This window comes from Paenisporosarcina sp. P4_D4 (genome assembly GCF_056401835.1).
In genome coordinates, this window is sequence record NZ_JBFUIO010000001.1 from 1 (window position 1) to 12,281 (window position 12,281).

General features: G+C 36.9%; 13 protein-coding genes. 5 read left to right on the forward strand and 8 right to left on the reverse strand.

All coding sequences use genetic code 11. The features are described 5' to 3' along the window. Positions 1-148 precede the first annotated feature (148 nt). Complete coding sequence (gene dacB / locus AC1DSL_RS00005) at positions 149-1,639, forward strand: D-alanyl-D-alanine carboxypeptidase/D-alanyl-D-alanine endopeptidase (RefSeq protein ID WP_477530751.1); 1,491 nt, start codon at positions 149-151, stop codon at positions 1,637-1,639. Positions 1,640-1,711: 72 nt separating this feature from the next. Further along, positions 1,712-2,542 (forward strand): GNAT family N-acetyltransferase, encoded by an 831-nt coding sequence (locus AC1DSL_RS00010; protein WP_477530752.1) that lies wholly within the window; start codon positions 1,712-1,714, stop codon positions 2,540-2,542. A 63-nt stretch (positions 2,543-2,605) separates the two neighbouring features. Here AC1DSL_RS00010 and AC1DSL_RS00015 read toward each other — a convergent pair whose 3' ends face one another. Next, a complete protein-coding gene (locus AC1DSL_RS00015) occupies positions 2,606-3,178 on the reverse strand; it encodes a GNAT family N-acetyltransferase (RefSeq protein ID WP_477530753.1) in 573 nt (190 codons plus the stop codon). A 166-nt stretch (positions 3,179-3,344) separates the two neighbouring features. Continuing rightward, positions 3,345-3,485: a hypothetical protein gene (locus AC1DSL_RS00020; protein WP_477530754.1), complete on the reverse strand. Its 141-nt coding sequence runs from the start codon at positions 3,483-3,485 to the stop codon at positions 3,345-3,347. A 98-nt stretch (positions 3,486-3,583) separates the two neighbouring features. On the opposite strand from AC1DSL_RS00020, the gene AC1DSL_RS00025 reads away from it, so the two are divergent. After that, positions 3,584-4,672: an AI-2E family transporter gene (locus tag AC1DSL_RS00025; protein WP_477530755.1), complete on the forward strand. Its 1,089-nt coding sequence runs from the start codon at positions 3,584-3,586 to the stop codon at positions 4,670-4,672. Between the two features lie 51 nt (positions 4,673-4,723). Here the strand turns inward: AC1DSL_RS00025 and AC1DSL_RS00030 are convergent, their stop codons facing one another. From AC1DSL_RS00030 to AC1DSL_RS00040, 3 genes are all read right to left on the reverse strand, one after another. Next, positions 4,724-4,951, reverse strand: coding sequence for a hypothetical protein (locus AC1DSL_RS00030; RefSeq protein WP_477530756.1), 228 nt, complete (start codon positions 4,949-4,951; stop codon positions 4,724-4,726). Positions 4,952-4,974: 23 nt separating this feature from the next. Beyond that, positions 4,975-5,280 (reverse strand): DUF3243 domain-containing protein, encoded by a 306-nt coding sequence (locus AC1DSL_RS00035; protein WP_016428444.1) that lies wholly within the window; start codon positions 5,278-5,280, stop codon positions 4,975-4,977. A gap of 93 nt (positions 5,281-5,373) precedes the next feature. Further along, positions 5,374-6,072 carry a hypothetical protein gene (locus tag AC1DSL_RS00040; RefSeq protein WP_477530757.1) on the reverse strand — a complete coding sequence of 233 codons (699 nt, stop codon included), beginning with the start codon at positions 6,070-6,072 and terminating at the stop codon, positions 5,374-5,376. Positions 6,073-6,693: 621 nt separating this feature from the next. On the opposite strand from AC1DSL_RS00040, the gene AC1DSL_RS00045 reads away from it, so the two are divergent. Both AC1DSL_RS00045 and AC1DSL_RS00050 read left to right on the forward strand, forming a co-directional pair. Continuing rightward, positions 6,694-7,929, forward strand: a complete 1,236-nt coding sequence (locus AC1DSL_RS00045; protein ID WP_477530758.1) for an ATP-binding protein — start codon at positions 6,694-6,696, stop codon at positions 7,927-7,929. Between the two features lie 302 nt (positions 7,930-8,231). Continuing rightward, positions 8,232-9,788 carry a sensor domain-containing diguanylate cyclase gene (locus AC1DSL_RS00050; RefSeq protein ID WP_477530759.1) on the forward strand — a complete coding sequence of 519 codons (1,557 nt, stop codon included), beginning with the start codon at positions 8,232-8,234 and terminating at the stop codon, positions 9,786-9,788. Between the two features lie 130 nt (positions 9,789-9,918). On the opposite strand, the gene AC1DSL_RS00055 is transcribed toward AC1DSL_RS00050, so the two are convergent. From AC1DSL_RS00055 to AC1DSL_RS00065, 3 genes are all read right to left on the reverse strand, one after another. Continuing rightward, positions 9,919-10,623, reverse strand: coding sequence for a hypothetical protein (locus AC1DSL_RS00055; RefSeq protein WP_477530760.1), 705 nt, complete (start codon positions 10,621-10,623; stop codon positions 9,919-9,921). A gap of 124 nt (positions 10,624-10,747) precedes the next feature. Continuing rightward, a complete protein-coding gene (locus AC1DSL_RS00060; protein WP_477530761.1) occupies positions 10,748-11,416 on the reverse strand; it encodes an IucA/IucC family C-terminal-domain containing protein in 669 nt (222 codons plus the stop codon). 2 nt (positions 11,417-11,418) lie between these two features. Next, positions 11,419-12,243 (reverse strand): ABC transporter ATP-binding protein, encoded by an 825-nt coding sequence (locus AC1DSL_RS00065; protein WP_477530891.1) that lies wholly within the window; start codon positions 12,241-12,243, stop codon positions 11,419-11,421. Between the last annotated feature and the right edge of the window lie 38 nt (positions 12,244-12,281).

The window sequence follows — 12,281 nt, forward strand, 5'->3', positions numbered from 1 at the left end:
CCTTCATTCAGTCCACATATATAGAAATAGACATTCGACAGAGCTCATGTGAGAAAAGAACGTTTTTTACAATCACTCTAAAAATTACATAATATTCAAATTATTTTATGATATGCTCTCTCCAATACTATTTTTAGGAGGAACGAAGTTGAAAGTGAAAAAGTATATTCTAACTCTTTTTATAGTGATGCTCGCTTTTTATCCATTTACGGATGAAACCAAACAACAAACGGCTATTGCAACAGATGAATATGCCCAATTAGGAATCAGCATTAATAAAATTCTTCAGGACGAACGTCTCGACGGTGCCACCACAGGTGTGAGTATTAGGAAAGCCAACTCAGGAGAACTTATTTATGACCATTTTGGTGAAACGAGGTTGCATCCGGCATCGAATATGAAACTTCTCACAGGAGCAGCTGCTCTCGAAACACTCGGAGAAAATTATAGGTTCTCTACGGAAGTGTTGAGTGATGGCACTGTAAAAGCGGGAATGTTGTCTGGAGATTTGTACTTGAAAGGTAAAGGGGATCCTACGTTGTTAAAGCAGGACTTCGACGTATTTGCCAAGGATCTTGCAGCTCGTGGTATTAAGAAGATAAATGGAAACTTAATCGGTGACGATACCTGGTATGACGATGTCCGCTTGTCGCAGGATATTACTTGGACGGATGAATCCTATTATTACGCTGCACAAGTATCAGCACTAACGGCATCTCCGAATGCAGATTATGATGCAGGTACAGTAATTGTGGAAGCACATCCAAATTCAATTGTCGGTGAACCGGCAAAGATTAAAGTATTGCCTGAAACTGATGTGGTAAACATCATCAATCGTTCTAAAACGGTTGCTGCCGGAGAAGTGAAAGACATAACAATTGAACGGCAACATGGATCGAACAATATCATTATTGAGGGAACAGTCCCAGCGGGCGGCACTGTCACCCGTGAATGGATTGCGATTTGGGAGCCTTCCTATTATGCGTTGGACTTGTTCAAGACATCTTTGGAGGAACAAGGTATTAAATTTGTCGGTAAGCACAAAATCACGTTAGGCAAAACGCCTAGTGATGCTCAATTGCTGACTTTTAAAAACTCAATGGCACTGAAAGAACTATTCATTCCTTTTATGAAACTTAGCAATAACGGACACGCTGAAGTATTGGCAAAGGAAATGGGCAAAGTGGTTTACGGGGAAGGAAGCTGGGAGAAGGGACTTCAGGTGATAGAAGAGAATTCAGAGGAAATGGGTTTGAATATGGAAACAATCATGATCCGCGATGCTTCGGGCATGTCTCACGTCAATTTGATTCCTTCCAATGAAGTAACAAATCTTCTTGTGGCTGTACAAAATGAGCCATGGTACAAAACATTCTTATCTTCATTGCCAGTTGCAGGGATAAGTGACCGTTTTACCGGAGGAACTTTACGCAATCGAATGAAAACTGAACCTACTGTCGGAAATGTGAAAGCAAAAACAGGTACATTAACCGCCGTATCTGCCTTATCTGGATATGCAACCACAAAAGATGGTGAGTTGCTGACATTCTCCATTCTGATTAATAATGATTTGGCAGCTGTGACGCCAATTGAAGACCAAATTGCCACAGCGATTGCAAGTTATACAAAACCTAAATAATCAGTAGCTTCCCGCTCTAAAATGTGGGAAGCTATTTTTATGTAGAAATAATCAGAATAGAAGGAGAAATATATGTTAACGACAAAACAATTGCAAGACATTGAGACTCTTCAAAAAGAATGTGAAGCACATGATGGGATACAACTGAAACTGAACTGGGAAATGCTAAGGACCCGTGATTTGGAGGAACGTGACTTTCTTTATTATGAAGAAAATGAACTAGTTGCATTTTTAGGGATTTACGCTTTTGGTTCAACTGCGGAAGTATGCGGTATGGTAAAGCCAAGCAAACGCCGGAAAGGTCATTTTAATCGTTTGTTTCTGAAAGCGATGGAAAAAGCAAAACAACAGAAATTCAAGAAAATTTTGCTCAACGCACCAGCTGGATCTCAGGAAGCGATGGCCTTTTTGAATAAACATGACGCCGTTCCTGCATTTTCCGAACACCAAATGGAGTGGCAGGAAAGACCTCTTAATGAAGTAGAGGGTGTGACTTTACGAGAGGCAAAGCATGAAGATCTGGACATGAGAATTCGTTTGGACGTCGAGGCGTTCGGTGTACTAGAGGAAGATGCTAAAGCGATGGAAAGCAGAATAGAAAGCGATGAAGATACCGATATGTTAATGATCGAAGTGGACACTCAAACAATCGGAAAGATTCGTATTAAGCGTGAAGACGGGCAAGCATGGATTTATGGTTTTTCCATTCTTCCTGATTTTCAGGGGAAAGGTACAGGTCGAAAAGTGCTCCAAAAAGTCGTCAAAGAACAAAGTATGCAAGGCCATTCCGTGTATCTGGAAGTGGAAACAAAAAATGCTCATGCCTTGAATTTATATGAATCCGTGGGTTTTAAAGTAGTGCATGCCCAAGACTACTATCTATACAAAAATGAAAACGACTAAGTCAGCCGTTTCCGCAAAAAAGACGAAAGGACCGGAATGAACGGCTCTTTCGTCTGTACTGTATTAATAAGATTCAAGCATATTTGGTTTTTTGTCTGTCTTAAAGACGAGTACCTCGCTGGAAGGGTCGTATGAATCACCATAAAACTGCTCATCTTTAAAGGTATGGATATTTTCATAAGTCCACTTCATTGCGTTATAAATTTCTTCTTCATCCTGATCGGTAGGTGACCAATAGAGTATTTCAAGAACGGTATTTTCGCCGGTGGCTAAAGATCGACGAGTATAACCAATGCGGGATGCATGTTTGAAGTCTTCCCGGGCGTAAAATTTAAGGCGTTTTTCGGTATCCGTATCTTCATAATTTACAGGTTCGACTTCAAGGAGAATTGCTTTGTTCTTTTCTTTTAATTTGTTCAGAAGTTTGCGACCTAATCCTTCACCGCGGGCTTCTTTCGACACAAAAAGATAATCCACAAATACAAAGTTTTTAAACTCAACGTACATGAGCACGTGTTTTGGACCTTCATCTTTTATATAAACATTACCTTTTTCATTCAGTAATGTCTCCATATGTTCTTTTGATTTCATTTCTTCGACTGGAAAATATTGATTTAACTTTTCATACCAATTCATTTAAACTTTCTCCTCCCAAAATTATCTTTTGCCTGGAGTTTTTGTTTTGTTGCGCGAAAATAAGAGGAACAAAGTAGGCGAGAAAATCCTCGGTATTATGTTTACCCAAAACCTCACAACTCTAAACATGTTTAATAAATAAAAGCCTAAACTAAGTGTTTCATCTTCACATATTTGAAAGTTCTCCAGTAAAATTCTTTGATTGATAAACGACAGTAACAAAATAAAACTCATCGCCATTATCGGATCCCGGTAGGAGAAGGGGACGGTGAACCATATGATGTCGAAGTTCCTCGTAATATTCCATTAGAAACGTCCTCACTTAACCATTTTCAAGTATGTATACCCGTTATTACCAAAAATAACTTATAATAAGAAAAACAAACATAATAGGACGTGAATGTATTGACGAAAAAGCTTTGGTTTCAAGTTGGGGTCGGGATTTTGCTGGCTTTACTTATTATACGAATGTTTATTGAAGTTAAAGGGATATTTTCGCCGCTTGTCATTATAGGGCAAACCATATTTTTACCATTATTGCTTGGAGGGGTTTTATTCTATTTAACGAGACCTCTGCTTAATTTTTTAGAGTCAAAAGGATGGCCGAGATGGACAAGCATTCTCGCCATCTTTATCGCGATCGGATTTTTCCTTTGGTTGCTCTCATTCATGATTGGTCCAGCTGTTACAAAGCAAGTGAATTCATTAGTAGAAGATGCACCAAAAATTACTAAAGATGTTCAAGCCATGGTTGATTATGCACTTGATCAAAAAAATCGTTTACCTGAATCGATAAAAGAATCAATTGATAATCAGTCTTCAAAATTGAATGACTTTGCACAAAGATTCGGTGTTGGGCTAATCACATTTATTCAAAGCATGTTCCAAGGGTTATTTTTATTGGTATTGATACCGTTTTTCCTTGTTTATTTATTGAAAGATCACGAGAAATTCGCACCATTTGTTGCCAATTTCTTTAGTGGGGAACGGAAAACATGGATTCGTAAAACATTGGTCGATATTGATATCACACTGAAATCCTATATTCAGGGGCAACTATTTGTTAGTTTTGCAGTTGGTATGATGTTGTTGATTGGATACTTAATTATTGGACTAGATTATGCACTCATTCTCGCTATTTTTGGGATGTTTATGAATGTCATTCCTTTCCTAGGCCCTTATATTTCTGTAATTCCTGCTCTTATTATAGGTTTCATTCAAGAACCACAAATGGCTATTTATGTAGCGATTATTATGCTGGTTGCACAACAGATTGAAAGTAATTTAATTTCACCGAATGTCATGGGAAGAGCTCTAGATATTCACCCTTTGACCGTTATTACAGTCATTTTGGCTGCAGGAAATATTGCCGGGTTATGGGGGATTATTCTTGCGATTCCAACTTACGCAGTGATTAAGACAATTTTGAAAAATGCTTATGCAAGACGCGCGGAAATCAAAGAAGCTGCAACATCAACAGTTGAAGAAGAATGAGGATAGAAATGTGAAAAGCCGGATTCTCCAAAAGGAGAGTCCGGCTTTCGCTTATTCTGGATAACGTTTTTCACTTGAAGAAGTATCTTTTGAATGTCGTTTATTTTCTTCATCTTTTACTTTTTCATTTAATTCTTCAACAGGAACAGCATCCACGGTTTGCATGTCTTCATGCATATCGAAAAGGCTTTCCTTGTCTGTTTCCAATACATCTGGATTGTCTAATTTACGACCTTTTTGATTTTCACGTTCTTTATCGTCAAAAGGGTTGTTCGTCATACGAATCCACACCTTTCAAATGCTTATTTTCTCACCATATTAACTAACATGTGAGCCAAAGCATGTTGCTGATCTTTATCGCCAGACTTCCATAATTCTTGTAACAAGTTTTCTTCGCTGTTACGAGGCTCTTCATTATTTGCTAAATAGCCTGCTACTTTTTCAGCAGTCTTTGCTAATTGCTCTTCGCCAAGACCTAATTTTTCACCCATTGCTACTTTATCGCCTAAATAAGATTTAAAGGTTGAAAAATTCGCTAAGATTTCTTCTTTTTTTTCTGAACTTACGTTATTTAATTCCTCTTGAACTTTACCTTGAATGTTTTCCATGTCATTGACACGCTCCTTTTCATCTTCTTAATGTTAGGTTTATCCTATTTAGTCATTGCTAAAACATCCCAATGTCCAAATGGGTATTTTTAACTATTTAAGAGGACAGAAACCGCATTTTTGCAATCCCGGAACATCTTTGGAGAAACAACATGTAGTTCGTACAGGAGAATTCAAAAGCTGTGCTGGCTCAAGGTCTTTTAAGTAGGCTTTAAATAATGAATGCTTGGCGATTCCTTCCCAAACGTTTGATGATTTTAAAATCTCCAAATCAATGCGAGCTTGCTTTTCAGTCGCAGGATTTCCAAGAAGGACAGCGTAGTGCCATAGTAAAAAGCCAAAAACGTTTTCCCACAATGTCAAAGGAGAGACAGAAGAGTGCTTTCGAATTTCTAGGATCAATGAATAACTTTGTTCCTTCAATATTTTCTGTATGAGAGCTTCACGAGGAAGGTTCTCTACATCCATAAAGTCTTTCTTATCGATATACATACTGATACCCATATTTCCATATTCAACATTAGCAGCAAACATCAAATCTTCATGTTGTCCCAACCATAATTCATCGTAAGTAGCCAGCATGACAAATTGTGTCGATATAAACATCCCATAGCGACGCATAAGGTAAGAAGCAGCAACCGTTTTGTTGCTAATACCCGTGATTGTTTGTACTACTGCCAGGAAATCAATGTCTTCCATTTGTTTACGTGTAAACAGTGGGTGAGCAGGAGGAATGATGTAAGTGCTATACATATTTAATTGTCGGATTTGATCGTTCGTTAAAGTAGTCATAAATGTAGTATACAAAAAATTAACCAGTAAAGTGTTGACATATTTAGTGATAATGATTATCATTATCGTATACCAAAGACAATCTTTCTGAAAATTAGGGAAGAAGCCATGTCAGCGACTTTTCTCCAAATCGATGCTGATCATAAAAACACATTCTTAACCCCCCTCATCGTTAAGTTGTGTTAGTCAAGACTATGAATCCATGCACTTGTGCATGGATTTTTTTTTTAGCGTAGAATCCAAGCGATAATATTATTAAGTGGAGGCTTTTGTTCTTCAACTAACTGACCAGTGACAATAGTAGTCTTTCTTTAATATTACTGGGGTAGTTATATTAAATATGAAAATACGTGTTAGTTGAAAAAGGATATTTTTTGAAGTTGCTTATCTACATAGCACAGAATAAATAATGAAATAAATACGCGCATTTCACATATTGTATATGCAATTTTCAAAGGAAAAGAGGAGTTTTAATGTTAAAATGTCGAATTAAATAGTAGTAGCTTTTAGTAAGAGTGGAATATCGTGGAAAAAGATATAGATAAAGAAATATATCGTCAAATCGTTGAATAAATAATTTATAATAATTGTTTGCAAATATACTTATTTAAGAGGGATAAAATGAATAATTCGGGTCAAATTATTTTGGTGTTAATTTCGATAACATTTACTACCTTTCAAAAGATTGTGAATTATGAGGGTTTTTTTACGATAGACTTTTTTATATTTACTTTTATTGCTTGGCTTGTTGGAAGGCAATATGATAAAGCTCGTTACTATGAAAAACAGGCACGGTCTAGTGGGGAAAGTTATAAAAGGTTGATTGATTCATTGCCTGAATCAGTTATTATCCATCAGGATGATAGGATTGTTTATGTAAATAAAGCCACTGTTTGCATGTTTGGAGCTTCCAATATGGGAGACATAATCGGAAAATCCATACATGACTTTTTTGAGCCCGAGTACACAGAGCGTATTCATGAACGAGTAAAACAGGCAATGAAACAGAAACTTCCGTTAAACAGTATAGAACACAGAATGAAACGTTTTGATGGATCGATGTTCTTTTTTGAAGTTTCTTCATTGTATATCGTTTTTGGTGAAAAAGAGGCAATCCTTTCAATTGGAAAGGATATCACTATAAGAAAAGCACAGAATGAACAGCAACTCCAAAAGTCAGAAAAACTGGCTATGTTGGGTCAAATGGCAGCAGGTATAGCCCATGAAGTCCGTAATCCCCTAACATCCATCAAAGGATTTATATATCTATTGAAGTCCAATGAGCTCAAAGATGAATATTTTGATATTGTAGAATCAGAGCTTGAACGGATAAATTCAATCGTAGGTGAATTCATGGTTCTCGCCAAACCAAGCGTAGCAACTTTTCTAGAACAAGACGTTACGGTATTGATAAAAGACATAGTAACCTTAATTAATACTCAGTCAATATTGAACAATGTTCAAATTTTTGTTGAGTTTGAAAGTGATTTGCCAATGGTGAGTTGCGATAAAAATCAGTTAAAGCAGGTTTTTCTAAACCTTCTTAAAAATTCAATCGAAGCCATGCCTCAGGGGGGAAGTATTGAGGTTAAGGTTAAGAAAAAAGAAGAAGATAAAATTTCTATTCAAATTATTGATGAAGGTATCGGAATTCCAGCAGAACGATTGCCAACACTGGGAGAGCCATTTTATACAACAAAGGAAAAGGGTACTGGTCTTGGACTAATGACCTGTTATAAGATAATCGAAAGTCATAACGGCAAGCTAACAATTGAAAGTAAATTAAATGTGGGAACAACGATAGAAATAATATTACCTACTATTACCCCAATCGTTATTGAAAGCATAACTAGCTAATACGAATTGTGACATAAGAAACTTTATAAAACAGCACAGTTAATTAACTGTGCTGTTTTGTTTTGCAGTAATAATAAAACATTATGTAACTCTTTTATTATCTTTCAGAGTGTCCAATAATGAGGTGATAATTAATAGACTATTCACATTGAACTTTAATAGATGTAAAAGGAACTAAAAAGTTCCGAATTCCCTATCGAAGTTTTCTGATAATATACATTTTTATGGTTTATAACCAATCAATTCCTAAATAGTGTAATATATGAATGGATTATTGGACTAAATCAATTGGAGAAAAAAATATGAAACCAAAAATGCTGAGTGTAAAATTTCTAATTTTAACACTGTTGGGCTTTGCCATGATTGGTACTTTAGCAGGAAGTGTTATTTCAGGAGTAGTAGTAAGTAAAAATAACCTTGAGAAGAATTACTTAATAGAAAATCAATTTTATGCAGAAAAGTTAGCTGATACAACGAATTCACTTTTTAGTACTATGTTAAAAAGTCTAACATTGGAATCTCAAGATAGTGAATATTTACATACAGTTTCTACCGCAATAAATAAAGAATTAACGCATTTTTTGGATTCTACTACTTTTTTTAATTCTACGTTATTTGTTGATTCAAAAGGAAAGGTCGTTGCCTCAGCACCAGAAGTAAACTTGAAGGGTATACAATTGAACACGCCGGGTGCAAAAGAAGCTTTAATACAAAAAGTACCCTTAATATCACAGCCTTACATAAGTGTGACAGGAAGAATGATATTGCTTATTTCAGTGCCCGTTTTTGACGATAATGGTTCATACTTAGGATTTCTTGCTGGAACCATATATTTACATGAGGAAAATAGCCTGAAAAAAGTACTTGGTCAACATCCAAAACATCAAAATGATTCGTATGTATATGTAGTTGATTCTCATGGTGATATTATCTATCACCCCGATCCTATTAGAATTGGAGAAAATGCAATAGAGAACAAAATCATTCAGAAAGTGTTAAAAGGAGAAAATGGAGCTCAAGAGATTCTCGATACTAAAGGGATACCTATGTTAGCAGCATATGCAAGCTCTGCAAACAATTGGGGAATTATATCGCAAACACCTAAAAAAGCAATTTTAGAACCAACAATAGAAATGGCGAAGCAGGTGTGTTTAATCGCTATTCCATTTATGATTTTTGTTTTTCTAATGTCTCTTGTCATGTTGAAGAAAATTGTGGACCCGATAAGAAATTTATCCTTCTATGCCCAACAGATTACAGTAGATTCTTCGGTACCGAAACCTCACATTCCAGACTGGTATTTTGAATTAAAAGAATTGGAACGTGCTATTTTAATAGCTGTTGAATTTTATGAAAAAAAAATCATCAATGTTGAGAGTGAATCTAACCTGGACCCATTGACAGGTTACTATAATCGTCGTTCGTTAGAAGAGAAAGTTAATTCGTTAGAAATGTATTCGATTATCCTCCTTGATATTGACCTTTTTAAAACCGTGAACGATCAATACGGACATCAAGTGGGAGATGAAGTATTAAAATATCTTTCCACGTTAGTAAAAAATGAGACAAGGGAAAGCGATATGTGTTTCCGCATGGGTGGAGAGGAATTTTTGATTGTTCTTCCAGAAACCGATATTGGGACGGCTAATATGATTGCAGAACGAATTAGAAAAAAAACTGAAAACACCATAAGCCCATCTGGAAAACCGATCACTGTTTCAATGGGGATAGGAAATTCCTCAGAGACCGCAAATCATTTTTCCCAGTTACTTCACGCTACAGATAAAGCATTATACCAAGCAAAACAACAAGGAAGAAATAGAACAGTCATTGCAAATCCAATTAATATAGAGAATTGATAGTTTACTCAAGGGAAGATTGGCTTAAAGTGAGTGCTAATCATATTCAAAGCTGATATAAGGCATATTAAAAGAGCCCAATTCGGATGCGAATTGGGCTCAATTTGTATGCTTAATTTAGTTATTTGTACTATTCTTTACCATTTTTTGCTTTTGCAGCTTTTTCAGATGCATCAGCTTTTTTCTCTTCGACTTTAGCTTGAGCATCAGCTTTTTTCTCTTCAGCTTTAGCTAGAGCAGCAGCCTTTTTCTCTTCGGCTTTAGCTAGAGCAGCAGCTTTTTTCTCTTCAGCTTTAGCTAGAGCGGCAGTCTTTTTCTCTTCAGCTTTAGCTAGAGCAGCAGCCTTTTTCTCTTCAGCTTTAGCTAGAGCAGCTGTAGCTTTTTCATTTAATTCCTTCTCTTCATCAACTTCAGTATCAGGAGCTTCAACTACAGGAACATCACTTTCAGGAACTTCAACTTCTGGAGTTTCTGGAAGTTCCGCTTCTGGAGCTTCTGGAGTTTCAGGAAGTTCTACTTCAGGAACTTCAGGTGTTTCAGCATTTTTCTCAGCCCATTTAGCTAATGCTTTATCAATGTTTTTTTGCAATGCAGCTTTTGCTGTCGGATTACTAATTTTCTCAATGTTTTTAGATAGTGCAAAAATATTGTTGGCAGTATAACCAGTTGGAACTAATGAAGCGATTTCTAAATCTTCAGCTGTAACAGTAGTGTCTTGAGAAACTTCTAAACTAGAATCTACTTTTTCAGTTTCGTTGGCCCAAACTTGTCCAGCAGAAGTTGTAATAAGTCCTGCAGCTAATATAGCAGCGCTTGCTTTTTTCCAATTTTTCATTTTCTTCACCTCTTAATAAATTTGCATCCCTTAGACGCTAATACATTTTTCGAAATATATTAATAACTTAAGGGGGTCGGACAATAAATTTATTCGGAAAGAAGAAGTAATTAAAAAAACACGCTTAGTCAGCGTGTGGGCAATAAGAGCATCTATTGGTATTAGGCATTTCTTTTAATAAACAACATGTAACTCGTTTATAGTCTTTCATTGCATCAAGGGCTGATTGGTTTTGCAAAAATTGCTTAAAAGGTGAACGTCTCATTTGCGGTTTCCACGTGCTTTCTAGCAACAAAAATTCCAGATTCGATGAGGCGGCCGTAACACCATCCTGAATAAGTTGACTGTAAACCCATATGACGTACCCCCATATATTTTCCCATAAAATCAACTTAGGGATCTTCGCATGTTGACTAAAAAATTCAACTAGAGGATGACCATAGGTGTCCAGAACGAATCGTAAAGCTTGTTCTTCATCTTGCACTTTGATATAGCCTTCACTTGGTACTGTGAACTTAATTGTATAGTCGTCCTGAATAATACCAATATGTTTTAAAGGTCCGGCAAAAAATTGCTTGTGTACCGCAATCGTATTGAATTGAGCTGCTAACAAGAAACCGATGCGGCGAAAAAAAACAGATGCAGCAACGGCATCCGTTGGTGCATCCGTTATGTCTCGAACAGTTTGAAGTATTCTGTTTATGCCATGTGCAGTATGAGCCTCACCGAGTGTCATAACGGGCTGACGGTCATCATCGACAAACACAGAAAGTTGTTTAAGACTATCCTTCATACTTACGCACCTGTAGAAACTCGTAATTCTGATACTACACAGCGTCCCCGACCATAAGGGATGCAATGAGGTGTGCCGAACATTGGATCTTTTGAAACTTGGCATTCCATACCAAATACTGATCTAACTAAATCACAAGTAATGATATCTTCCGGTTTACCTTGAGCATGGACATCGCCATTTTTAATGGCAATGATATTGTGGGCGTATCGGGATGCTAAGTTCAAATCATGTAATACCATCACGATGGTACGATCTTTTTTCTCATTTAATTCAAACAGCAAATCCAAAATTTCAATTTGGTGCGTCATGTCCAAATAAGTCGTAGGTTCATCAAGCAAGATGAGATCGGTATCTTGAGCGAGTGTCATTGCAATCCAAGCACGTTGTCGTTGGCCACCGGATAATGTATCAACGGCGCGGTCACGAAGATCGCTAATTCGCGTTGCTTCCATTGCGGCTTCCACTTTTTCTGTATCTTCTTCAGTCCAGCGCTTCAACCATGACTGGTGGGGATAACGGCCTTGCTTCACCAAATCATGAACCGTCAGACCTTCTGGTGAAACGGGTGATTGAGGCAGTATACCCATTTTTTTAGCCACTTCTTTGGAAGACATGCGGTGAACATCTTTTCCTTCCAATAGGACAGAACCGGTTGTCGGTTTCAATAAACGTGCAATAGAACGAAGCAACGTTGACTTTCCGCAGCCATTGCTGCCAACAAAAACGGAAATTTCTCCACGGGGTATATGTAAATTTAAATTCTCAAATAGTAAATGATCAGAATATCCAATTGAAAGGGATTCAGCTTTAACAGCAGTATGCATCATTGTAACCTCCATCTAACTGATAGGTGTTCTCACTT